General features: G+C 63.8%; 19 protein-coding genes. 9 read left to right on the forward strand and 10 right to left on the reverse strand.

Annotated features, from left to right (window positions below):
• Nucleotides 1-191: 191 nt before the first annotated feature.
• On the forward strand, nt 192-1,943 hold the full coding sequence (locus IZU87_RS11630) for a BCCT family transporter (RefSeq protein ID WP_054556332.1): 1,752 nt from the start codon (nt 192-194) through the stop codon (nt 1,941-1,943).
• 119 nt (nt 1,944-2,062) lie between these two features.
• On the opposite strand, the gene IZU87_RS11635 is transcribed toward IZU87_RS11630, so the two are convergent.
• From IZU87_RS11635 to tkt, 8 genes are all read right to left on the reverse strand, one after another.
• A complete protein-coding gene (locus IZU87_RS11635) occupies nt 2,063-2,899 on the reverse strand; it encodes an ATP-grasp domain-containing protein (RefSeq protein WP_131431041.1) in 837 nt (278 codons plus the stop codon).
• Nucleotides 2,900-3,048: 149 nt separating this feature from the next.
• Nucleotides 3,049-3,969 carry a nuclease-related domain-containing protein gene (locus IZU87_RS11640; RefSeq protein WP_054556330.1) on the reverse strand — a complete coding sequence of 307 codons (921 nt, stop codon included), beginning with the start codon at nt 3,967-3,969 and terminating at the stop codon, nt 3,049-3,051.
• A 110-nt stretch (nt 3,970-4,079) separates the two neighbouring features.
• Nucleotides 4,080-4,532, reverse strand: a complete 453-nt coding sequence (locus tag IZU87_RS11645; protein ID WP_054556329.1) for a YbaY family lipoprotein — start codon at nt 4,530-4,532, stop codon at nt 4,080-4,082.
• A gap of 51 nt (nt 4,533-4,583) precedes the next feature.
• The gene (locus IZU87_RS11650; protein ID WP_043335744.1) at nt 4,584-4,958 is read right to left on the reverse strand and encodes a translation initiation factor Sui1; all 375 of its coding nucleotides are present in this window, start codon (nt 4,956-4,958) and stop codon (nt 4,584-4,586) included.
• 189 nt (nt 4,959-5,147) lie between these two features.
• A complete protein-coding gene (fba, locus tag IZU87_RS11655; protein WP_043335741.1) occupies nt 5,148-6,212 on the reverse strand; it encodes a class II fructose-bisphosphate aldolase in 1,065 nt (354 codons plus the stop codon).
• Nucleotides 6,213-6,331: 119 nt separating this feature from the next.
• Nucleotides 6,332-7,495: a phosphoglycerate kinase gene (locus IZU87_RS11660; RefSeq protein WP_043335739.1), complete on the reverse strand. Its 1,164-nt coding sequence runs from the start codon at nt 7,493-7,495 to the stop codon at nt 6,332-6,334.
• On the reverse strand, nt 7,492-8,601 hold the full coding sequence (locus tag IZU87_RS11665) for a type I glyceraldehyde-3-phosphate dehydrogenase (protein WP_234368077.1): 1,110 nt from the start codon (nt 8,599-8,601) through the stop codon (nt 7,492-7,494). The genes IZU87_RS11660 and IZU87_RS11665 overlap by 4 nt, the downstream gene beginning before the upstream one ends.
• Before the next feature lie 462 nt (nt 8,602-9,063).
• Nucleotides 9,064-11,058, reverse strand: a complete 1,995-nt coding sequence (gene tkt, locus IZU87_RS11670) for a transketolase (RefSeq protein ID WP_213114600.1) — start codon at nt 11,056-11,058, stop codon at nt 9,064-9,066.
• A 508-nt stretch (nt 11,059-11,566) separates the two neighbouring features.
• On the opposite strand from tkt, the gene metK reads away from it, so the two are divergent.
• The 3 genes from metK to IZU87_RS11685 all read left to right on the forward strand — a co-directional run bounded on the left by metK (nt 11,567) and on the right by IZU87_RS11685 (nt 14,811).
• The gene (gene metK / locus IZU87_RS11675; RefSeq protein ID WP_043335733.1) at nt 11,567-12,787 is read left to right on the forward strand and encodes a methionine adenosyltransferase; all 1,221 of its coding nucleotides are present in this window, start codon (nt 11,567-11,569) and stop codon (nt 12,785-12,787) included.
• A gap of 133 nt (nt 12,788-12,920) precedes the next feature.
• Entirely contained in the window at nt 12,921-13,424 is a 504-nt protein-coding gene (locus tag IZU87_RS11680) for a M48 metallopeptidase family protein (RefSeq protein ID WP_213114601.1), read from the forward strand.
• 115 nt (nt 13,425-13,539) lie between these two features.
• A complete protein-coding gene (locus IZU87_RS11685) occupies nt 13,540-14,811 on the forward strand; it encodes a cation:proton antiporter (protein ID WP_213114602.1) in 1,272 nt (423 codons plus the stop codon).
• 99 nt (nt 14,812-14,910) lie between these two features.
• Here the strand turns inward: IZU87_RS11685 and IZU87_RS11690 are convergent, their stop codons facing one another.
• Complete coding sequence (locus IZU87_RS11690) at nt 14,911-15,666, reverse strand: aspartate/glutamate racemase family protein (RefSeq protein WP_213114603.1); 756 nt, start codon at nt 15,664-15,666, stop codon at nt 14,911-14,913.
• A 395-nt stretch (nt 15,667-16,061) separates the two neighbouring features.
• On the opposite strand from IZU87_RS11690, the gene IZU87_RS11695 reads away from it, so the two are divergent.
• The 3 genes from IZU87_RS11695 (at nt 16,062) to IZU87_RS11705 (ending at nt 20,064) form a co-directional block, all read left to right on the forward strand.
• Nucleotides 16,062-17,537 (forward strand): NCS1 family nucleobase:cation symporter-1, encoded by a 1,476-nt coding sequence (locus IZU87_RS11695; protein WP_213114604.1) that lies wholly within the window; start codon nt 16,062-16,064, stop codon nt 17,535-17,537.
• 300 nt (nt 17,538-17,837) lie between these two features.
• On the forward strand, nt 17,838-19,010 hold the full coding sequence (locus tag IZU87_RS11700; protein ID WP_054556325.1) for a GGDEF domain-containing protein: 1,173 nt from the start codon (nt 17,838-17,840) through the stop codon (nt 19,008-19,010).
• 178 nt (nt 19,011-19,188) lie between these two features.
• On the forward strand, nt 19,189-20,064 hold the full coding sequence (locus IZU87_RS11705; protein ID WP_234368078.1) for a UDP-2,3-diacylglucosamine diphosphatase: 876 nt from the start codon (nt 19,189-19,191) through the stop codon (nt 20,062-20,064).
• A 3-nt stretch (nt 20,065-20,067) separates the two neighbouring features.
• On the opposite strand, the gene IZU87_RS11710 is transcribed toward IZU87_RS11705, so the two are convergent.
• Nucleotides 20,068-20,997 (reverse strand): AEC family transporter, encoded by a 930-nt coding sequence (locus tag IZU87_RS11710; protein WP_213114605.1) that lies wholly within the window; start codon nt 20,995-20,997, stop codon nt 20,068-20,070.
• Nucleotides 20,998-21,394: 397 nt separating this feature from the next.
• On the opposite strand from IZU87_RS11710, the gene metF reads away from it, so the two are divergent.
• Both metF and sodC read left to right on the forward strand, forming a co-directional pair.
• On the forward strand, nt 21,395-22,246 hold the full coding sequence (metF, locus tag IZU87_RS11715; RefSeq protein WP_153636696.1) for a methylenetetrahydrofolate reductase [NAD(P)H]: 852 nt from the start codon (nt 21,395-21,397) through the stop codon (nt 22,244-22,246).
• Between the two features lie 159 nt (nt 22,247-22,405).
• A complete protein-coding gene (sodC, locus tag IZU87_RS11720) occupies nt 22,406-22,975 on the forward strand; it encodes a superoxide dismutase family protein (protein ID WP_107335816.1) in 570 nt (189 codons plus the stop codon).
• Nucleotides 22,976-23,001 lie beyond the last annotated feature (26 nt).

Below are 23,001 nucleotides of genomic sequence, written 5' to 3' on the forward strand. Positions count from 1 at the left end.
TTCCTGCTCTTCTCTTGGCCTGAACGCCACGGCCTGCCAAGCGCTAATAAATGACTTGCTTGCGTTAAATTAACTTTACGTAGGCGCTTGGATCGTTGTACTAGGATTGTACGCAGTGGGGATGCGTGTATCGCAATCACTCATGATAAGCTGTTATCATGCATAGTAATAACGATAAGTGAGGCTTATATATGAGCAAGGAAACCCGAAAGGTATCCGCCAGGGCGGCGGGGGATCGGCCGGAAAAGCCCTTCGACATGATCGACAAGCCGACCTTCTTCGGCTCGATCTTCCTGCTGTTGGCAGTGACGCTGCCCCTGGTCATCTTCCCCGAGCAGGGCGCGATGTGGGTATCGGCGGCCAAGAACTTCGTCACCAGCAAGCTCGGCGTGCTCTATCTGCTGCTCGGCGTGGGGGCCGGCGGCTTCATGATCTACATCATCTTCAGCGATATCGGTCAGATAAAGCTCGGTGATGCCGAGGAGAAGCCCGAATTCTCCATCGTCTCATGGGCGGCGATGCTGTTCTGTGCCGGTATCGGGGCCTCCATCCTGTACTGGTCGATGATCGAGTGGGTCTACTACTATCAGTCGCCCCCGTTCCATGTGGAAGGCCAGACACCGGAGGCAGCGGAATGGGCCGCGGCCTACGGCATCTTCCACTGGGGCCCGCTGGCATGGGCGATCTACCTTATTCCCGCCGTGCCGATCGCCTACTTCTACTACGTGCGTCACCACAGCGTGCTGAAGATTTCCGAGGCGCTGATGCCGGTGCTGGGTGAAAAGCTGGCGCATGGCTGGCTGGGCAAGCTGATCGATATCAGCTTCATCTTCGGCATGCTGGGCGGCGGTGCGACCACCCTGGGTCTGGCGGCACCGATGATCAACGAGGGGGTGCACGAGCTGTTCGGGGTGCCCAAGTCGCTGACCACGCAGATCGTGGTGCTGCTGGTGTGTACCGCCCTGTTCGGCTACAGCGCCTACGTGGGCCTCAAGAAGGGCATCAAGCTGCTGTCAGACATCAACTTCTGGCTGGCGGTCGGCCTGTTGCTGTTCATCTTCATCGCGGGGCCGACCCTGTTCATGGCCAATACCGGCTTGGATGCGCTGGGCCGCGTGATGAGCAATCTGATCCACATGGCCACCTGGCTTGAACCGTTCGCCGAGTTCAAGGGCTTCGAGGACACGCACTTCCCGCAGGACTGGACCATCTTCTACTGGGCCTGGTGGCTGGTGTTCGCGCCCAGCGTGGGGCTGTTCATCGCGCGTATCTCGCGGGGCCGCACCATCCGCGCCATGGTCGCCGGTTCGATGTTCTTCGGCACCATGGGCTGCTTCCTGTTCTTCATGGTGATGGGTAACTACGGCCTCTACCTGCAGCTGTCCGGTGAGCTGGACGTGGTCACCATCCTCAATGACCAGAGCCCGACCGCAGCCATCTTCGCGATGCTGCACACGCTGCCGCTGGACTACGTGGTGATCTTCGCCTTCACGCTGCTGGCGCTGATCTTCACCGCGACCACCTTCGACTCCATCTCCTACATTCTGGCCGCTGTGGTCCAGAAGGAAGTCGATGAAGAACCGATGCGCTGGAACCGCCTGTTCTGGGCCTTCGCCCTGTCGTTCATGCCCATCGTGCTGATGTTCATCGGCGGGCTGGAGACCCTGCAGACGGCCTCCATCATCGGGGGTGTGCCGCTATTGGCAGTGGCCTTGATGCTGTGCATCTCCATCGTGCGTGCCGCGCACTATGACCTGCGCTACCAGCCGGATTACACGGTCAAGGAAATCAACATCGAGGAATTCCCGGCAGATGACCCCTGGACGGAAGAGGGCTCATGGGATCTGCCGGAAGATGACATTCCCGCCGCCGGCAAGCCGGTGCAGGACCCGCCCAAGGATCATATCGAAGGCGACCCGCACAGCCGTCCCTCACGCCTGTGAGGAGATGAGCCGCCTGGCCGGTTGAACGGCCAGTACCAGACGACAAGACGCCGCCCATTGGGCGGCGTCTTGTCGTTCAGGGCAGGCAAGGGCGCAGCGCGTGGCACGCCCGCAAGATGTCAGCCGGTTTCCTCGAGTGTCGCGCGGCGCACCCGGCGCGGCGTCAGTAGCGGTGGTGTCGGGTCGTTGTCGCTGCTGTCGAGCGCCAGATGGCGGAGGATGGCGGCACCGATGCGCCGCGAGCTGTCCGGGATGCCCTGATTGCCGAACAGGCGGTTGAACTCGAACACGAGCGGATGGCCATCGACCATCGCGATATCGAAGCCGGCATGATCGACACTCAATGCCTCGGCCAGGTGCAGGGCCAGGGCGATGGCGGGCGCCGGAATATTGTCGTAGGCCGTCTCGCCGCCCTGACTGACATTGGAGCGATAGCCGCCCAGCGGCGTGACGCGCCAGTAGGCGGTGATGACTTCGCCACCCACCACCACGATGCGCAGGTCGCGGTCGATCTCCAGGCGCGGCTGGGCATACAGCACCGGATGCTCCGCCGCATGTGCTTCCAGTTCGCTACGCGACTGGATCAGCTTCACGCCGACGCCCATCGAGCTTTTGACTTCCTTGACGATCAGCGGGTAGCCGAAGCGCGCTTCGATATCGTCGATTGCCTGACGGCTGGCGCCGCGAATCTCGGTCGGTGGCACATTGTCCGGGCAGATGGCCTGAAAGACGCGTGTCTGCTCGACCTTGTCGTGGCCGATCGCGTAGCTGGGCAGGCTGGGGAAGATGCGTTTGCCGAGGCCGTAGACCAGGGTGGTGATCTGCCAGTATTCGGGAAACAGCAGGATATCGGCGGCGCGGATCTCGTCGAGGTGATCCAGCATGCGCTCCGGCTTGATATAACGAACACCGGGAATGCCGAGGGTACGAAAAGCGTCGAAGGTGATGAGTTTCATGCGGGATATGTCGCCAAGAGCGCCATCATTGCGATAGCGCGATAAGGTTGCCAAGGCTGGACCGGCGCGTATTTAACGCCGGGCGGGGCGCCTTGGCAAGCCTTTGTCTGGCGCGGCCATGCTCCGAGGGGCCGGAGCATGGCGGAGGATCAGTTGGTGGCGAGGCGCTCGGCCTGAACGCGGTCGAGAATCGCCTCGTTGATGCGCTGCTTGAGGGCGTCATCCAGGCTCGGGCACCCCTCTTCGGGGGCCATGCAATGGGTGCTCAGCCACTCGGCCAGGCCCTCGCCATTGACGACCTCGGGGTCATTCTCGCGCTGGGTTCCCTCGCGCACGATCTGCCAGCCCGGCAGTGCCAGCAGCCCCTGCACCGGCACGTCGACACCGCATTCACGTTTCAGCCAGGCGGCCGTCCAGTCGCGTGCGGTACGTGTCTCGCGCAGTGGTTTGCGCTCGCGATAGCCCGGGAAGTACAGGCGACCATCCTTGAGCTTGACCTCATCCTTGAGTGCGCCCAGCGCATCCAGCGGCCGCGAGCGCGCCTTGGTGCGAATGGCGTAGGCGCCGGCGGGGGTGACCACCAGATGATCGATATGGAAGCCATCGGCCGGCACGTCGTGATAGACCATGCTGGTCAGCTGTTCCGGGCGGATCAGCTGGTCGAGTTCCTGACCGATGGACAGCTCGCAGGCCAGCCCCAGCTTGAGCTTGCGGATGCGCTGGAAGTGACGCGTCAGGCGCAGCGCGAACACCAGCACCAGCAGCGCACAGGCCAGACCGTAGGCGGCCCACTCAAGCCAGTTCTGCTCTTCGCCGAACACCATGCGCCCCATGCCGTAGACCAGCGGACTCAAGGTGATGAGCGGCCCGAGCGCCCCGTCGAGAAACAGCGCCTGGAAGGCCTCGTCGAGACGATCGCGCAGGCTCTGGCCCGGTTCACGCAGCTGGCGGCGGGTCAGCGGCGACTGGATGCGCCGCTCATGCAGGCCGCGCATGCCCAGCACCACCAGTGCGATGGCACCCAGAGGGGTAAGGAAGAAGACAGGTAACAGGTATTCCAGCCAATCCATTGGGGTGTCCTATCGGTGAGAGACGGGCCTACAGGTCAAGTCGAGCGTACTGGTCAAGTCGAACGTACTGGTCAAGTCGAACGTACTGATCGGGCCGGGCGCACGCGCCATCAGTGGCCCAGCGCACGCGGCAGCGGCGTGAGCGGGATCTCGACCTCGCCCTGTGAGGTGCTGGTGTCACCCAGCACCGGCACCGCGCTGTCATTGATCCAATACAGGCGACCCTCGCTGCGCACATCGGCTTGCAGCGCATAGCGATGGCCCTCCTCGATGGCATTGCGGTCGTACTGCAGGCTGACCGGGAAAGGCCCTTCACGCAGGCCGCCATAGCGGGTACTGGCAATCAGCCCGGCCTCGGCGTCGGCGCGGGAGACATCCACCAGGCGCACTTCCAGCATCGCATCCGGTGGTGCGGTGAAGGTCTGCTGTGGCACCACGCGTGCCTCCAGCTGCGTGAAGTCCGGGCCGGTCATGCAGCCACCCAGCCCGAGCGTGGCCAGCAGCAGGCCAGAGAGCGAGAGCGTGCGAGCCGAAGGCCGGCGTGGCGTGATGAAGTTCAGCATGGAAATCCCTTGTGCAGCGAGATGGAAGGCAAAGGTGCGCGCAGCAGGCGTTCAGCCACCGGCCAGCTTGACGGTATAGCCCATCCGCGTGAGTTCAGCCTTGAGCGTCTCGCGGTGATCGCCCTGGATCTCCACGATGCCATCCTTGAGGCTGCCGCCAGTGCCGCACCGCTGCTTGAGAGTCTTGGCCAGGGCCTTGAGTTCCTTCTCGGCGAGCGGAATCCCGCTCACGGTGGTCACGCCCTTGCCCTTGCGACCGCTGGTCTCGCGACGGATACGCACCACGCCATCGAGGCTTGCCAGGCGCTCACGCTCGGCGAGGTCGGCACATTCGCACTCGGCTTCGGCACGCCGACACTCAGGGCAGGTTGCGCCATGTTCGGTGGAATAGACAAGCCCGGACAGTTGATCCTTGAGCGAGGCCATGATGTCTCCTGCGATACGGTGATGAATGATCAATGCCAAACGGAATCTCGAAAGGATACCTGCGTGCGCGAGAGGCTGGCACCCTGAGGCGTATAAAAAAGGCGACCCCGAAGGGTCGCCTTTCTCTTCTTTCCCAGCCTGCTTGCGTGCGGGCAGGCTGGCAGGGAGGCCTTGGCGGGTGCCGCCCGATCAGTTGATCTTCGGGTCCAGCTCGCCACGGTTGTAACGCTCGAACATCGCTTCGAGGTTGATCGGGTCGATCTTGCTGCCATGACCGGCGGCACCGAAGGCTTCGTAGCGGGCGATGCAGATGTCGCGCATCGCCTTCACGGATTCCTTCAGGTACTTGCGCGGGTCGAATTCAGACGGGTTCTGCGCCATGAAGCGACGGATGGAACCGGTAGAGGCCAGACGCAGATCGGTGTCGACGTTGATCTTGCGCACGCCGTGCTTGATGCCTTCGACGATCTCGTCGACCGGCACGCCGTAGGTTTCCGGAATCTTGCCGCCGTATTCGTTGATGATTTCCAGCCAGTCCTGCGGCACGGAGGAAGAGCCGTGCATCACCAGGTGAGTCTCGGGGATGCGGGCGTGGATTTCCTTGATGCGCTGGATGGACAGGGTGTCACCCGTCGGCGGCTTGGTGAACTTGTAGGCGCCGTGGGAGGTACCGATGGCGATGGCCAGGGCATCGACGTGGGTCTTCTTGACGAAGTCGGCGGCTTCTTCCGGGTCGGTCAGCATCTGGTCGTGGTCCAGCTTGCCTTCGGCACCGATGCCGTCTTCTTCACCGGCCATGCCGGTTTCCAACGAGCCGAGGCAACCCAGTTCGCCTTCGACGGACACGCCACAGGCGTGGGCCATCTCGACGGTGCGACGGGTCACATCGACATTGTATTCGTAGCTGGTCGGGGTCTTGCCGTCTTCGCCCAGCGAGCCGTCCATCATCACCGAGCTGAAGCCCAGCTGGATGGAGCGCTGGCAGACTGCCGGCGAGGTGCCGTGATCCTGGTGCATGACCACCGGGATATGCGGGAATTCTTCCACCGCAGCCAGGATGAGGTGGCGAAGGAACGGCGCGCCCGCGTATTTGCGTGCGCCGGCGGAGGCCTGGACGATCACCGGAGAATCGGTGTGATCGGCGGCTTCCATGATGGCGCGCATCTGCTCGAGGTTGTTGACGTTGAACGCCGGGATGCCGTATCCGTACTCGGCTGCGTGGTCCAACATCTGGCGCATGCTGATCAATGCCATGACATCACCTGTCTTTTTGAGGAATCGAGTGGAGAAGCGTCGGGTGCCCCCCGTCAGCTGACGGGGAGCGACCTTGTGGCCGTGACTCTAAGCCTGCGCCAATGAGGACACAGGCGGGTTCAGCTTGCTGCGGCTTCCAATGCCGCAACGGCCGGCAGTACCTTGCCTTCCACGTATTCGAGGAAGGCGCCGCCACCGGTAGAAATGTAGGAGACGCGCGACTCGACGTCGTACTTGTCGATGGCCGCCAGGGTGTCGCCACCGCCGGCGATGGAGAAGGCGTCGCTCTCGGCGATGGCCATCGCCAGCTGTTCGGTGCCGTTGGCGAACTGTTCGATCTCGAACACGCCGACCGGGCCGTTCCACAGAATGGTGCCGGCGTCCTTGAGCAGTGCACCGAAGCGCGAGGCGGTCTCCGGACCGATATCCAGGATCATCTCGTCGTCCTGGACGTCGGCGACGGCGCGCACGACGGCTTCGGCCTTGTCGGAGAACTCGGTGGCGACGACGACGTCGGTCGGCAGCGGGATCTCGACCTTGTCCATCAGTGCGCGAGCGGTATCGAGCAGGTCAGCCTCGTAGAGGGACTTGCCGACGTTGTAACCGGCCGCCGCGATGAAGGTGTTGGCGATGCCGCCACCGACGATCAGCTGATGGCACTTGTCGGACAGCGCCTTGAGCACGTCCAGCTTGGTGGAGACCTTGGAGCCACCGACGATGGCGACCATCGGCGCACGCGGTGCGGCGAGTGCCTTCTCGAGGGCTTCCAGCTCGGCGGCCAGCAGCGGGCCGGCGCAGGCGTCCGGGGCGAAGCGTGCCACGCCATGGGTCGAGGCCTGGGCACGGTGCGCGGTGCCGAAGGCATCCATCACGTAGACATCGCACAGCGCGGCGTAGGCGCGGGACAGGGATTCCTCGTCCTTCTTCTCGCCCTTGTTGAAGCGCACGTTCTCCAGCAGCACGACCTCGCCTTCGGCGACATCCGGTGCCGTGTCGAGGTAGTCGTTGATCAGGCGCACCGGGCTGCCCAGCAGCTCGCCCAGATGTGCCGCGACCGGTGCCAGCGAGAACTGGTCTTCCGGCTCACCCTCGGTGGGGCGGCCCAGATGACTCATCAGCATCACGCGTGCGCCGGCGTCGCGTGCCGCCTTGATGGTCGGCAGGCTGGCACGGATGCGCGCGTCGCTGGTCACCTGACCGTCGCGGATCGGCACGTTGAGATCTTCGCGGATCAGCACACGCTTTCCGGACAGGTCGAGGGCGGTCATCGTTTGCACGTTCATGACGGGTTCCTTGGTCGTGAATCGGTGGAGAGAGCTTCCCTCGCCAGAGGCGTTGTCATCTCGCAGGCGTGCCAATGGGTGGCGACGTCCAGCATGCGATTGGCAAAGCCCCATTCGTTGTCGAACCAGCACAGCATCTTGATCAGCCGGCCGCCGGCAACACGGGTCTGGGTCGCATCCACGATACCCGAGCGCGGATCGTGGTTGAAGTCGATGGAGGCCGTCGGCTCCTCGCTCAATCCCATCAGGCCCTGCAGTCGTTGGGCGCAGGCCTCGCGCAGCAGGTCATTGACCTCAGCGGCGCTCACGTCACGCTTCACCTCGATGGACATGTCCATGCAGGACACGTTGATGGTCGGCACGCGCAGGTGCAGACATTCGAAGCGTCCTTCCAGGTGCGGCATCAGGCGGTTGATGCCCTTGGCCAGGCCGGTGTCCACCGGCACGATCGAACTCATCGCCGAGCGCGTCAGGCGCAGGTCCGTCTGGTGGTAGGCGTCGATCACCGGCTGGTCGTTCATCGCCGAGTGCACCGTGGTGGTGACGCCGCGCTCCAGTCCGAAGGCCTCTTCCAGCACCGTCAGAATCGGAATCAGGCAATTGGTGGTGCACGACGCCGCCGAGACGATGCGCATGCCGCTGCCTGCCTGTCCCGCCTCGGCGGGGGCCAGCGCCGACTGGTTGATGCCGCACACGATGGTGGCATCGACATCGGCGTCGGTATCGCCGGGCTGGGAGAACAGCAGCCGTCCGGCGCCTGCCGCTAGATGACGCTCGGCGGTGGCGCGGTCCTTGAAGCTGCCGGAGCACTCCAGCACCAGGTCAATCCCCAATGCCCGCCAGGGCAGGCAATCTGGATTGGCCTCGGACAGGATGCTGATCGCATGGCCGTTGACGACCAGCTGGCCGTCGCGCTGTTCCACCGTGCCGGGGAAGCGGCCGTGGGTGGTGTCGTAGCGGGTCAGATAGGTGATGGTGTCCAGGTCTGACAGCTCGTTGATCGCGACCACTTCCAGCGGCAGTGCCTCACCGCGTGCTTCACGTTCTACCAGCGCTCTCAGCACACACTGACCGATGCGTCCGTAGCCATTGATGGCCACTCGCAAGGGAGCGTTTCCCTGGCGTCGGGACGCCTTGTCTCCCTGGGGAGCATCGGCGGTGGGCAGAGGCGGCTGGTGGTTCAAGGATGTCGTGTTCCGAGTGTTTTTCAGGGGGTCCATGGTAGCGCATCGCTTTGCTGGGCGGAGGGAGCGAAAGGCGCGCAAGCGCCTGATTTCTGGTTTTTTTCGTCTAAGGACACGTAGTCACACTACCCAACTGGAGGGGTTGTGTAGTCGCCGTCTGCGCTGTCTGTCGCGGGCATGATCGCCGGAGAATGACCGCTCATGCAGGATGAATCGTGTCATCAAGACGCGACTCGTGTGAGCCACGTCGACTACAGGCGACAGCCGGTGACGCTTGAGGGCTCCTCGAGTGTCGCACAGACGAAAACGCCGCCGCTCCCAGCGGGAGGCGGCGGCGTCGATCTGCATCCCACTCCGTCATCGACAGGGTGGGTCAGGCGGTGATCAGCCCAGCAGCTTGTTGGCGCGTTCGACCACGTTCTCGACCGTGAAACCGAAGTGCTTGAACAGGTCGCCAGCCGGCGCGGATTCCCCGAAGGTCTCCATGCCGATGATGTCGCCGTTCAGGCCGACATACTTGAACCAGTAGTCACGATGACCGGCTTCGATCGCCACGCGCGCGGTGACGGAAGACGGCAGCACGGATTCGCGGTATTCCGCGTCCTGCGCATCGAACAGGTCGGTGGCCGGCATGGACACGACACGCACGGCGCGACCGGCGGCTTCCAGCTCGGCAGCGGCATCCATCGCCAGGCCGACTTCGGAGCCGGTGGCGATCAGGATCACTTCCGGCTGGCCGTTGGCGGCGTCCTTCAGCACGTAACCGCCACGGCTGATGTTGGCCAGCTGGGCCTTGTCGCGGTTCTGGTGCGGCAGGTTCTGACGCGACAGGATCAGCGCGGTCGGGCCGGAGTGACGCTTGATGGCCGCATCCCACGCTGCCGCTGTCTCCACGGCATCCGCCGGACGCCAGGTGGACAGGTTCGGCGTGGTGCGCAGGCTGGTCAGCTGTTCGATCGGCTGGTGCGTCGGGCCATCTTCGCCCAGACCGATGGAGTCGTGGGTGAAGACGTAGACGGCCTGCTGACCCATCAGGGCGGCCATGCGAACGGCGTTGCGCATGTATTCCATGAAGATCAGGAAGGTCGCGCCGTACGGGATGAAGCCGCCGTGCAGACCGGCGCCGTTCATGATCGCGCCCATGCCGAACTCACGCACACCGTAGTGCAGGTAGTTGCCGCTGAAGTCTTCGCGGGTGATCGCCTGGGCGCCCTTCCAGAAGGTCAGGTTGGACGGGGCCAGGTCGGCACTGCCGCCGAGCAGTTCCGGCAGCTGCGGGCCGAGCTGGTTCAGGCACTCGAAGGAGGCCTTGCGCGAGGCCGGGCTGTCGCCGGCGGCCTGGGCATCCTCGATCATCTTCTCGCTGGTCAGGGCGTGCGGCAGCTTGCCTTCCAGGCGACGGGTGAACTCGGCGGCCAGTTCCGGGTGTGCTTCGGCGTAACGGGCGAAGCGTGCATCCCAGTCGCTCTCGAGCTTGGCGCCGCGCTCGCTGGCGTCCCAACCCTGATAGATGTCTTCCGGAACGTGGAAGGGCGCGTGGGTCCAGCCCAGCTTCTCGCGGGTGGCAGTGACTTCGTCACCACCCAGCGGCGCGCCGTGGCAGGACTCGGTGCCTTCCTTGTTCGGGGAGCCGAAGCCGATCACGGTCTTGCAGATGATCAGGCTCGGCTTGTCGTCGTGGCTCTTGGCCAGCGCGATGGCGGCGTTGATCTCTTCCGGCTTGTGGCCGTCGACGTTGGAGACGACGTGCCAGCCGTAGGACTCGAAACGCTTGGCGGTGTCATCGGTGAACCAGCCTTCGACTTCGCCATCGATGGAGATGCCGTTGTCGTCATACAGGGCGATCAGCTTGCCCAGACCCAGGGTGCCGGCCAGCGAGCCGACCTCGTGGGAGATGCCTTCCATCATGCAACCGTCACCCAGGAAGCACCAGGTGGTGTGGTCGACGACGGTGTGACCCGGACGGTTGAACTGCGCCGCCAGTGTCTTCTCGGCGATCGCCATGCCGACGGCATTGGCCAGACCCTGACCCAGCGGACCGGTGGTGGTCTCGATGCCCGGCGCGTAGCCGTATTCCGGGTGACCGGCGGTCTTGGCGTGCAGCTGGCGGAAGTTCTGCAGGTCTTCAAGGCTCAGCTGATAACCCGAGAGGTGCAACAGGGAGTAGAGCAGCATGGAGCCATGGCCGTTGGACAGCACGAAGCGGTCACGATCGGCCCAGTTCGGGTTGGCCGGGTTGTGCTTGAGGTGGTCGTTCCAGAGCACTTCAGCGATGTCGGCCATGCCCATGGGGGCGCCGGGGTGGCCAGACTTGGCCTTCTGAACGGCGTCCATGGAAAGTGCACGGATGGCGTTGGCCAGGTCAAAACGGGAAGGCATGCAGTAGCTCCTCGCCTGCGGGCGTCAAGAGTGGGGCAATGAATCACGGCGTGCTGCGCCGGACGCTCAGTGCATCCCGAGAGCCAGGGCATGCTGCTGCCTGGATCTCCTTCAGGACTGTGCGCCTGAAACAGTGCGCCGGAAAGGACAGTGCGTCGCGTGAACCTTGTACGCGCGGACTCGCGTCCGAGCGTGATCTCCGGGCGGGTATTGTCACCGAGATGACAGGGCGCGGCAAATCGCATCCGGGATGTGCGCTCGTCCAAAGGTGGCAACGGCTTATTACCCTGTGTGCAGCGCTTGTCGCAAAAAGGTCTCGATTGGACGGCCCCACGGGCCCCATTGCGCTAGGAACTCACATAAGTGGCGTGTAAACTCGCCCCCCCGAGGCTCAACCGCCCGTGTTGAGCTTCATCGTGCGCCGCAAGCGTGTTTCTACTCGGTCGTCAACGCAGTCTGCCGTCAGTGGCCGAATCATCCCCGCATCCGAAAAGAGGGTCGAGGACCAATGAGCGAATACTCACTCTTCACATCCGAGTCCGTGTCCGAAGGGCATCCGGACAAGATTGCCGACCAGATTTCCGACGCCGTGCTCGATGCCATCATCGCGCGCGACAAGCAGGCACGCGTGGCGTGCGAAACGCTCGTCAAGACAGGCGTTGCCATCGTGGCCGGTGAGATCTCCACCAGCGCGTGGGTGGATCTCGAGGAGCTGGTACGTCGTGTCATCACCGATATCGGCTATACCTCTTCCGACGTCGGCTTCGACGGCGAGACCTGTGGTGTCCTCAACCTGATCGGCAAGCAGAGCATCGATATCGCCCAGGGCGTCGATCGCACCAAGCCGGAAGATCAGGGCGCGGGCGACCAGGGCCTGATGTTCGGCTACGCCACCAACGAGACCGACTCCTTCATGCCGGCGCCGATCCACTACGCCCACCGTCTGGTGGAGCGTCAGGCGGAACTGCGCAAGAACGGCATGCTGCCGTGGCTGCGCCCGGATGCGAAGAGCCAGGTCACCTTCCGCTACGACGAAGCCGGCAAGCCGGTCGCCGTCGAAGCCGTCGTGCTGTCGACCCAGCATGACCCGGAAGTGTCCCAGGAAGACCTGCGCGCGATGGTCAAGCGCGAGATCATCGAGCAGGTGCTGCCGGCCGAGTGGCTGTCCGAGACCACCGAATACCACATCAACCCGACTGGCAACTTCGTCATCGGTGGCCCGGTGGGTGACTGTGGTCTGACGGGTCGCAAGATCATCGTCGACACCTACGGCGGCATGGCCCGTCACGGTGGTGGCGCCTTCTCCGGCAAGGACCCGTCCAAGGTCGACCGCAGCGCCGCCTATGCCGGTCGCTACGTGGCCAAGAACGTCGTCGCCAGCGGCCTGGCCGACAAGTGCGAGATCCAGGTCTCCTACGCCATCGGTGTCGCCGAGCCGACCTCCGTCTCGATCAACACCTTCGGCACCGGCAAGATCAGCGATGCCAAGATCGTCGAGCTGGTGCGCGAGCACTTCGACCTGCGTCCGTACGCCATCACCACCATGCTGGACCTGGCGCATCCGATGTATCAGCTGACCGCTGCCTACGGCCACTTCGGTCGTGAGCCGTTCGAGCACAGCTACAGCTGGACCGACGTGAGCGGCGAGCAGAAGACCGAAACCTTCACCGCCTTCCCGTGGGAAAAGACCGATCGTGCCGCTGGCCTCAAGGCTGCCGCTGGCCTGTAAATCCGCTAGCTCGACAGGCCTGGCAGGTGGCGGACGTCTCGCCCCTCGCTTTCGGCGCCATGACAAGAAAACCCGCCTCGGCGGGTTTTCTTGTCTCTGGCCCTCCTTCGGACAGCAACAGGAGAGATGCCCAGTGGCTGATCTACGCTATCTCAAGGGTTACGCCCCCGAGATCCAACAGCAGGCGAGTGAACTGCTGGCGTCGGGCAAGACGGCAGCCTTCTTTCTCGGCAGGTATCCCGAGCCTCATCAGCTGCAGGGTGCGCGGGCGCTGCATGACTACACCATGGCGCTGAAGAATCAGTATCTGCGCAGCTCGGCGCCGATCAGCAAGGTGATCTACGACGACCGGATTCACGTCATCGACAACGCCCTGGGGCTGCACACCTTCGTGTCGCGGGTGCAGGGCAACAAGCTCAAGGCCAAGAACGAGATCCGTATCTCGTCGCTGTTCCGGCGGCTGCCGGAGCCGCTGATCAACATGATCGTGGTGCATGAGCTGGCGCATCTGCGCGAGAAGGCCCACGACAAGGCGTTCTACCGGCTCTGCTGTCACATGCAGCCGGAGTATCATCAACGTGAGTTCGAGCTGCGTCTCTATCTCTGCCACCGTGAACGCCACGGCGATCTCTGGTAGCCATGAGCCACTCTGGGCAGCCACGCGGCCGCTCACGCGACAGAAGAACTGGAAAGAATGACAAGGACGTCATGCCATCAGGGGTATCGGCGCCACTGCAAAGGACCATTTTCGGATGCTCAATCTCGCTGCACTGTTCATCACCATCACTGCCGTGTGCATGTGGTTCAATCATCGCGTCCTGCGGCTGCCGCCTACCATCGGCGTGATGGCCATCGGCCTGGTGCTGTCGCTGGGCGTGATCGGGCTCGATCACTTCGCGGTGACCACCGTCGTGGCCGATACCGCGGAAGACTGGCTGGCACGTATCAATTTCAACAGCCTGCTGATGGACGGCATGCTGTCCTTCCTGCTGTTTGCCGGCGCGCTGCACGTGGACCTCTCGCGCCTCAAGGCCTACCGGCGCTCCATCGGCCTGCTGGCCACGCTGGGCGTGCTGATCTCGACGCTGGTGATCGGCTCCGCCGCCTGGTGGCTGTTCCAGTGGGCCGGTATCGAGGTGCCCTACCTGTATTGTCTGGTGTTCGGTGCGCTGATCTCGCCCACCGACCCGATCGCCGTGCTCGGCATCATGCGCAGTGCCGGCGCGCCTGCCGACATGGAGATCCGCATCGTCGGCGAATCGCTGTTCAATGATGGCGTGGCGGTGGTGCTGTTCACCGCGCTGCTGAGTGCGGCGTCGGCCGGCAGCGGTGAGGTCGAGCTCGGCCACATGGGGCTCTTGTTCCTCGAGGAAGCCGGCGGCGGCATCCTGCTCGGGCTGGCGCTGGGCGCGCTGGTCTACCAGCTGATGCGCAGCATCGACCAGTATCAGGTCGAGGTGATGCTGAGTCTGGCGCTGGTGCTGGGCGGCTATGCGCTGGCCTCGGCGCTGCATGTCTCCGGCCCCATCGCGATGGTGGTGGCGGGGCTGATCATCGGCAACATGGCGCGTGATGGCGCCATGTCCGACAACACCCGCCGCTATCTGGACGGCTTCTGGGAGCTGGTCGACGAGATTCTCAACGCGGTGCTGTTCGTGCTGATCGGCCTCGAATTGGTACTGATGCCGATCACGCTGACCTCGATCGGCATCGCGCTGGTGCTGGTGGCGGTGATCCTGCTCTCGCGCCTGGCGCTGATCGGCCTTCCGCTGAGCCTCTTGCGCCGCTGGTACACCTTCCGCCCCGGCACCACGCGCGTGCTCACCTGGGGTGGCCTGCGCGGCGGCATCTCGGTGGCGCTGGCACTGGCGATTCCTGAAGGCGACTTCCGCGAGCCGCTGGTGGTCACCACCTACATCATCGTGCTGTTCTCGATCCTCGTGCAGGGGTTGAGCATCGGCAAGCTGGTGACGGCGGTGGTCGGCGATCGCAGCCTCTCGGGAGAGTCGAACGACAAGCACTGAGTCAGAGTTGGCCAAAGCAAACGCCCCTTCACTGGCAGCAGTGAGGGGGCGTTTGCGTTTCGGTCGCGAGGCGCCAGCCAAGGGCAGTTTGCTGGCGGGTCAAAGGGCCACCAGGCCTTGGGCAAAGACACCGCTGAGAGGTTTCACCTCACCCGCTTGCATCGTGCGAGCGACAGCGGGCTGGCGCATCAGGGTCAGCAGCAGGTCGCGCCCCGCCAGCAGCGGGTCGACCACCGGCAGGCCGATCTCTGACGCGATGGCATCACGCAGCGGCCCCATCGCAGCGCAGCCCAGCACGATGCTGCCGGCACCGCTGGCTCTGGCGTGTTCACAGCTCTCCAGCAATGCCGCGGGGGGAGTGCGCGCCTCGGACAGCGCGAGTACCGGTACGTCACAGGCCAGCAGCGCCTTGCACAGAGGGCGCATCGCATAGCGCTCCAGCAGCTGCTCGGACATCGGCAGCGTGCTGGTCATGCTGGTGACGATGGCAAAGGAGGGAGCCGCCAGCGTGGCCATGTGCATGGCGGCCTGGGCGATGCCGATCACCGGCACGGGGCTCAGTTCACGGGCGGCCTCGAGGCCGGGGTCACCGAAGCAGGCCAGCAGATAGCCATCGGCGGGCGGGGTCTCCAGCAGGCCCTCACGATCACGGGCGATCAGCGCCAGCAGCGCGACCACCGCCATGGCTTCCTCCACGGCGGTCTCGATGCTGGGGGCGCCATGCTCGGCAGTCAGCACCTCGAGGTGGACGTCCCGGGCGAGCTGCCGTTGCAGCGAGTGCGCCATCTGCTGACTCATCGCCTGGCTGGTGTTGGGATTGATGACCTTGAGATGCAACATGGCGGGCTCTCTCATGATGGGGGCTCGTGATGGACTTTCGCGTGTCGGGCTTTTTCGTGATGGCGCGCGTCGGATGCAGGGCCGTACGAGCGGAGCACACAAAACACGAGCAGCATCCGTGCCAGTCGCGGCGACACCTGCTGGCGCAACGTTCGTTTCATTGGCGGTGCGCTGCTGTGGTGCATATGGCTAATACAGCGGAAGTTGATGGTGCCTGATGTCTAAGGGGTTGCCGCGCGCATGGCATTACTGGCAGGGGTGTTGCGCAGAGCGGGCCCTGGGGAAAACGCTTGGAGATTGAAAATCCGCAACAAGTGTTTCACTGGCACGCTTGTTGATAAGGGGAGGGTATGGCGAGGCATGACGCCTCGTGACTGGCCCATGGCCCACAAGCCCCTCTGGAGACAACAATGACACCCCAGACTCCCCCTGATCTGAGCAACGCGAGCAAGCGGCTCATCAATGAGGACCTCGCCCCCTGCGAGCAGAACTGGAACTGGTACAACATCTTCTCGTTCTGGATGTCCGATGTGCACAGCGTCGGTGGCTACGTCTTTGCCGCCAGTCTGTTCACCCTGGGGCTGGCCAGCTGGCAAATTCTGGTCTCGATGCTGGTCGGCATTCTGGTGGTGCAGGTGTTCGCCAATCTGATCTCGCGGCCCAGCCAGCAGACGGGGGTGCCCTTCCCGGTGGTCTGCCGTCAGTCCTTCGGCATATATGGTGCCAACATTCCGGCGATCATCCGCGGGCTGATCGCGGTGGTGTGGTACGGCATCCAGACATATCTGGCGGCGCATGCCTTGATGCTGGTGCTGCTGCGCTATGTGCCGTCGCTGGAGGGACTGACCGAGACCCAGCTGTTCGGGCTCTCGCAGCTGGGCTGGTACTGCTTCCTGTTCATGTGGGTGCTGCAGGCGCTGGTGTTCTGGTGGGGCATGAATGCGGTGCGCCGCTTCATCGACTTCGCCGGGCCAGCCGTCTATGTGGTGATGTTCGCGCTGGCGGGCTGGATCGTCTGGCAGGCCGGCTGGGACAACATCAGCTTCACGCTGGGCAGCAAGACGCTCTCTGGCAGCGACGCCCTGTGGCAGATGGTGATCGCCGCGGCACTGGTGGCGGGCTACTTCGCGGGGCCGACGCTCAACTTCGGGGACTTCTCGCGCTACTGCGCTACCCCCGGGGATGTGAAGCGCGGCAATTTCTGGGGCCTGCCGGTCAACTTCCTGCTGTTTGCCGTCATCACCGTGGTGGTGGTGTCCGGTACGCAGCCCATCTTCGGCGAGATGCTGCATGACCCGATGGAGACCGTCGCCCGCATCGACAATGGCGTCGCGGCAGCGCTGGGCATCCTGACCCTGGTGCTGGCGACCATCGGCATCAACATCGTGGCCAACTTCGTGTCCCCGGCGTTCGACTTCTCCAATGTGGCACCGTCCCGCATCAGCTGGCGCATGGGCGGCATGCTCGCCGCCGTCGGCTCCATCTTCATCACGCCGTGGAATCTGTTCAACAACCCGGAGATCATCCAGTACACCGTGGGCATCCTCGCCGCGGCCATCGGCCCGGTGTATGGCGTGATCCTGTTTGACCACTATCTGGTCAACAAGGGCGGCATCAACACCAAGGCGCTGTTCACCGACAGCGCGGAAGGCGAGTACTTCTTCGAGAAGGGCGTCAACGTCGCGGCGGTCAAGGCGCTGCTGGTCTCCTCGGCGGTGACGCTGATCATCAGCTTCCTGCCGCTGGGCGACATCACCCACTTCACGCTGTTCATCGGCGGGCTGATGGCGGCAGGGCTGTATGGCATCTTCTCGGGGTACTGGCTGGGAGATGCCGCCTCTGCACGCATCTATGTGCCGGCCGGGGTGCGCCAGAAGGTGTCATGACGCTCAGGCCGTGAGCTGGCCGTGACCTGGTATTGCCTTGGCCTTGGCTTTACCTTCAGCGCCCTGCTGTCGCCATCGAGGTGGATGACGACAGCAGGGCGCTTTCGTTCGTGTTGCCGGCGCGTTTGTGTTGCCGACGCCTCTTTGCCCTTGCTTCGCCTGGCCGGCCTGATGACACAGCACATTGTTCTATCAGGCAGACGGTAATCTTGCGTTTACTGATCAACTCTTTATTCCAGTGAGGTGTGCTCTGCGCGCGGTGTAACATTGGCTGATGCTACCGAGTGTCGAGGATGGAACATGCCGCTTCATGAACATCTGATATTGCCGGGCAGGGACGGTTCGGATATCGAAGCGCAGCACTATCGCACGCGAATCAACAATACCTTCATCATGTTCGCCATGGCGTGCTTCGCCTGCTTCCTGCTGTTTGACTATTTCCAGGTGCCGTCTGCCTGGCAGGCATTGTGGGTGGGGCGGCTGATCATCTTCCTCTGCTGCCTGCTGTGCATCCTCCAGCTGCGCCGCGGCGATGCGTACGCGGACAGAATCCTGCTGGCCGGTGCGATACCCGCCAACCTGTTCTTCTGCTTCGGTGCCGCGCTGATTCCGGATGCGCTGACGCTGACGTTGTGGAACCTGAGTTTCTCGACCTGCATGCTGATCGCCATGCCCGCCTGGCTGGTGTGGGGCTGGCGCTACCAGCTGGCCAGCAGCCTGCCGCTGATACTGTGTTATGTGCCCATCTATGTGTGGCTGAGTCCCTTGTCGTTGACGACATTGGCCGGTGCGGGTGGTGCCTATATCCTGGGGACCCTCTTCATTGCGCCGGCACTGGCGCATGCCCGAGCCTCGACCTTCCATCGCACCATCCGGCTGCAGCGCACGCTGGAGGCGCGCAATCTCGAATTGCACGACATGAATCAGCGGTTGCTCACCCAGCAGAACGAGCTGGAATACCGCGCCAATCATGATCTGCTGACGGGGCTGCCCAATCGCCGTTTCGGCTTTGATTTTCTCGAGCGGATGCTGGCCGAGAGCACGAGCACCCGGCAATGCATGTCGATCCTGTTCGTGGATGTCGATCGCCTGAAGCACGTCAACGACAGCTTCGGGCACGCCGAGGGCGATCGCCTGATCCAGCTGGTGGCCCGGAGTGTCGCCCAGGCGGCCGGTGAAGACGGGCTGGCATGCCGCCTGGGCGGCGATGAATTCCTGGTCGTGATGCCCGGAGCCTGTGATATGGCCAGCCAGCAGGCGACGACCCAGCTGATGCGCCATCTTCAGGAGCAACGCCTGGAGCAGCAAATTCCCTTCCCGGTCGAGGTCAGCATCGGGCGCGTCACCCACGACCCGGTATTGCAGGGCGATGTGGATGTCGATGATCTGATCCATATCGCGGATGACCGCATGTATCGTCAGAAGCGCGCTCGGCGGCGGGCCATGGCGGGCGCCAACGACCCTCAGGCGTAAAAAAGCCCGCGATCTTCCCTTCATTCATGCTGCAAGTGATTGATGGCAATGGCTGTCATCGCTTTTTCATGTCGCTGTTACGGGTATGTCATCGCCTCCCCTCAGTCTTGCTGGGCAACGACAGGGGCCATCTGGGCCTCGCCTGTCGATTCCGCCTGGCAACCCAGAGGTGACTGACATGACCGCTCCGCAATCGGCTCCCCGTGCTGAAATGCCGCCTGCTCCCGACGCTCTCGGTCAGGTTCGCACGCTGTTCATCTCCGATGTGCACCTGGGGACCCCGGACTGCCAGGCGGCGCTGCTTGCGAAGCTGCTGCGTCGCGTGCGCCCCGAACGCCTGTATCTGGTCGGCGATATCGTCGACCTGCTGGCGATGCGCAAGCGTGCGGTGCTCGACAAGGACCAGCAGGCGCTGGTGGCACGGGTGCTGCGTCTGGCGCGCAGTGGCTGTGAGGTCATCTACATTCCCGGCAATCATGATGCCGCCTTCCGTCGCCTGTGCGGCCTGAAGCTGCACAACGTGAGCATCGAGCGGCGCGCGATCCATACCACCGGCAGCGGTCGCCGCCTGCTGGTCTCCCACGGCGACGAATTCGACACCCATGTGCGCATCGCGCCGTGGCTGCTCAAGCTGGGCGATGGCATGCACGGCTTCATCCTGTCGCTCAATCGCTGGTGCAACCGCGCGCGTGGCATGTTCGGGCTGCCGTACTGGTCGCTGGCCAGCGCGCTCAAGCGTCGTAGTGGCACCGCCCAGCGCTATGTGGCCCAGTTCGAGGAAGCCGCCATGCGCCAGGCGCGTCTCGAAGGGCTGGATGGCTATGTCGGGGGGCATATCCACCAGGCGGGCTTCCGGGTCGAGGAAGGCGTGCTCTACTGCAACGACGGCGACTGGGTCGAGCACTGCACCGCGCTGGCGGAAGATGCCGAAGGCGCGCTGCACCTGATCGACTGGCAGGGTCAGATCCTCGAGACGGCGCCGCGCCATCTGATGCCGCGTCCGGCGCCGGCCGCGACGCCCGACGCCGTCACGCCTGAGATGGCCGGCGCCTGAGCCTCACCCCAGGCCGCTGATCGCCAGCATCCATGACAGATACAGCGGGATGATCAGCGGCGCCGCCAGGGTGGTCAGCATCACCGCGATCGCGCCCTTGGCCGGCTGGATATTCAGCTCGATGGCCAGCACGACCACATTGGCGGCCATCGGCACCACGCCCAGCAGCAGCAACACCTGCGCCAGCACCGGGTCGAGAGCGAACAGGCTGCCCAGCAGCATCACGCTGCCCAGACTCAGCAGCGGCCACATCACGAAGCGCAGGCCGGTTGCCGCCAGAATGAAGCGCGGGTCGATCTCGCGCAGGCTGACACCGCCCAGCGTCATGCCGATGATCATCATGCCCAGCACCGTGTAGCTGTACTTGAAGTAGTCGAGTCCCTCCATCACCGCCCCCGGTACCTCGAGCCCCAGCGTCCCCACCAGCAGGGCGGCCAGAAAGGCGTAGATCAGCGGCAGACGCACGATCTTGACCAGACTCTGGCGCATCGAGAACTGCCCGCGCGCACTGACATAGAAGCCCAGCGTGAACTCATACAGCGTGATGCCGAGCAGGCAGAACAGGTACTGGGCCACGCCTTCCGGCGGCAGCAACAGCATCGCGACCGGCAGGCCGAAGTAGCCGGTATTGCCGGTGCCCGAGGAGAAGGCGAGCAGGGCGGCTTCCTGCGGCGGGAAGAACTTCGCGGCCAGTGGGCGCACCAGCAGGCAGATGCTGCTGGCCAGCGAGAACAGTCCCAGCGTCAGGCCCAGATCACTCAGCGATGGCTCGCCGAGCACCAGCCCGCGGAAGAAGGTCAGCGGCGCGATCACATAGATCAGCAAGGTGGCGATGGGGCGCGGGTCGATCGCGAGGCGGCGTGCGCAGAGGGCGCCGAGAGCGACGAAGGTGATCAGCATCCAGAGCGGTTGCTGCAGATCGATGTGGTCCATCACGGTTCCTTGTGAAGCGTCATTGTCCTTTTGGCTCATCATGCCGTGTGGCCCCTGTCAGCGTCATCCCATGAATGACGCGCATTGCGTCTTTCCTTGATCCGGCTGCGCATCGCGTGGTTGCGCGGCTGGTGAGGGGCAGGACTGAGGGACAGGACTAAGGGGCAGGACGCCACTGTCAGCAATGGTTATAAACACGCACTTTCTTATATGAATGGTATTGAAGTTGAGGCGAAAACCTTTCATTGGCCGGGGTCGGCGGCGGCGGTCAGAATGCTCGATATGCAGTACAGGGGCGGTGGCGTGACGTGCCGGACGTGTATTGCTGCACGCACACCGCGAAGTGTGCGGCGATAACGACATCAATGCCGGACACGACGACCACGAGGGCCGCCCCATGAGTGCAAGCGAACATCCGTCAGGGATCAGCTTCGAATTCTTCCCGCCGAATACCGAGGCCGGGCGTGAAAAGCTCAAGGGGGTTCGTGATCAGCTGGCGGCGCTGGAGCCGGAGTTCTTCTCCGTCACCTATGGCGCGGGCGGCTCCACGCGCGAGCGCACCTTCAACACCGTGCAGTCGGTCAGCGCCAGCGGCATCTGTACCGCGCCGCACCTGTCGTGTGTCGGCAGTGACCGCGGCGAGCTGCGTGAGATCCTGGCGCAATATCGCGAGCAGGGCGTCAAGCGCCTGGTGGCGTTGCGCGGGGACCTGCCCTCCGGGATGGGCTCGCGCAGCGAGCTGCGTTATGCCAACGAGCTGGTCGAGTTCGTGCGCGAGGAGACCGGCGATCACTTCGAGATCGCGGTGGCGGCCTATCCGGAGTGCCATCCGCAGGCCGACAACTACCACAGCGATCTCGAGAACTTCGCGCGCAAGATGCAGGCCGGCGCCGATATCGCCATCACCCAGTACTTCTTCAATGCCGATGCCTACTTCCACTTCGTGGAGCGCGCGCGTGCCGCCGGTATTCAGCAGCCGATCATCCCGGGGATCATGCCGATCACCAACTACACCCGGCTGGCGCGTTTCTCCGATTCCTGCGGGGCGGACATCCCGCGCTGGCTCCGCCGGCAGCTCGAGAGCTATGGCGATGACAGCGAGAGCCTTCAGGCCTTCGGCACCGAGGTGATCTCGCGCATGAGTCAGCGTCTGCTGGATGGCGGCGCGCCGGGCCTGCACTTCTATACCCTCAATCAGGCCGAACCGTGTCTCAAGGTGCTGGAAAATCTGGGGATCTCTTCTCGTTGAGTCACGCGCGCCGGGCGTGCACGGCAAGTAATTGGAAGAGCGCCATTGAATGTGACGTCGCTCGCCCTGAGGTCTGACGGGTAGCCGCTAGTGACAGCGGCCCGCAAGCCACTCAAGGCGTCAGCAGTGACGCCGGCCTCAGTGATGGAGAGATTGCTCATGAATCACGAGACACAGCACACGGCATCCTTTACGACCTCTTCCAGAAAGCCCCTCAAGACCGCCGCGACGGTGGCGCTCGGCGCCTGGTTGTTCGGCGGCGTCGCCCAGGCCGCCACCGAGGTGGAAATGCATCGCGTCAGTAGTGATGGCGTCGGTGAGTCCGTCGGCAGTGTCATGGCCGAGGATACCGATGATGGTCTGCTGCTGACGCCGAAGATCGAGGGGCTCGAGAGCGGCATCCACGGCTTCCACCTGCATGCCAATGCCAGCTGCGAACCGGCCGAGAAGGATGGCGAGACCGTCGCCGCCGCCGCGGCAGGTAGCCACTTCGATCCAGAAGAGACCGGTACCCACCAGGGCCCCTACGGTGATGGCCACCTCGGTGACCTTCCGGCGCTGAGCGTCGATGCCGATGGCAAGATCTCGCTGCCGGTGCTGGCACCGCGCCTCAAGGAAAGCGATCTCAGCGGTCATGCGCTGATGATCCACTCCGGCGGTGACAACTACACCGATACGCCCAAGCTGGGCGGTGGCGGCTCGCGCGTCGCCTGCGGTGTGGTCGACTGATCTGTGATCAATTGATCATCCTGCCG

The organism is Cobetia sp. MC34, assembly GCF_018340035.1.
Classification (GTDB): Bacteria; Pseudomonadota; Gammaproteobacteria; order Pseudomonadales; family Halomonadaceae; genus Cobetia; species Cobetia amphilecti.

Bases quoted from the DNA above. Each gene is read 5' to 3' on its own strand.
- metK (WP_043335733.1), top strand. From the start codon at position 11,567: ATGAGCGAATACTCACTCTTCACATCCGAGTCCGTGTCCGAAGGGCAT.
- IZU87_RS11635 (WP_131431041.1), bottom strand. From the start codon at position 2,899: ATGAAACTCATCACCTTCGACGCTTTTCGTACCCTCGGCATTCCCGGT.
- IZU87_RS11630 (WP_054556332.1), top strand. From the start codon at position 192: ATGAGCAAGGAAACCCGAAAGGTATCCGCCAGGGCGGCGGGGGATCGG.
- IZU87_RS11640 (WP_054556330.1), bottom strand. From the start codon at position 3,969: ATGGATTGGCTGGAATACCTGTTACCTGTCTTCTTCCTTACCCCTCTG.
- IZU87_RS11650 (WP_043335744.1), bottom strand. From the start codon at position 4,958: ATGGCCTCGCTCAAGGATCAACTGTCCGGGCTTGTCTATTCCACCGAA.
- IZU87_RS11690 (WP_213114603.1), bottom strand. From the start codon at position 15,666: ATGAGAGAGCCCGCCATGTTGCATCTCAAGGTCATCAATCCCAACACC.
- fba (WP_043335741.1), bottom strand. From the start codon at position 6,212: ATGGCATTGATCAGCATGCGCCAGATGTTGGACCACGCAGCCGAGTAC.
- IZU87_RS11645 (WP_054556329.1), bottom strand. From the start codon at position 4,532: ATGCTGAACTTCATCACGCCACGCCGGCCTTCGGCTCGCACGCTCTCG.
- IZU87_RS11695 (WP_213114604.1), top strand. From the start codon at position 16,062: ATGACACCCCAGACTCCCCCTGATCTGAGCAACGCGAGCAAGCGGCTC.
- IZU87_RS11685 (WP_213114602.1), top strand. From the start codon at position 13,540: ATGCTCAATCTCGCTGCACTGTTCATCACCATCACTGCCGTGTGCATG.
- IZU87_RS11660 (WP_043335739.1), bottom strand. From the start codon at position 7,495: ATGAACGTGCAAACGATGACCGCCCTCGACCTGTCCGGAAAGCGTGTG.
- metF (WP_153636696.1), top strand. From the start codon at position 21,395: ATGAGTGCAAGCGAACATCCGTCAGGGATCAGCTTCGAATTCTTCCCG.
- sodC (WP_107335816.1), top strand. From the start codon at position 22,406: ATGAATCACGAGACACAGCACACGGCATCCTTTACGACCTCTTCCAGA.
- IZU87_RS11710 (WP_213114605.1), bottom strand. From the start codon at position 20,997: ATGGACCACATCGATCTGCAGCAACCGCTCTGGATGCTGATCACCTTC.
- tkt (WP_213114600.1), bottom strand. From the start codon at position 11,058: ATGCCTTCCCGTTTTGACCTGGCCAACGCCATCCGTGCACTTTCCATG.
- IZU87_RS11705 (WP_234368078.1), top strand. From the start codon at position 19,189: ATGACCGCTCCGCAATCGGCTCCCCGTGCTGAAATGCCGCCTGCTCCC.
- IZU87_RS11700 (WP_054556325.1), top strand. From the start codon at position 17,838: ATGCCGCTTCATGAACATCTGATATTGCCGGGCAGGGACGGTTCGGAT.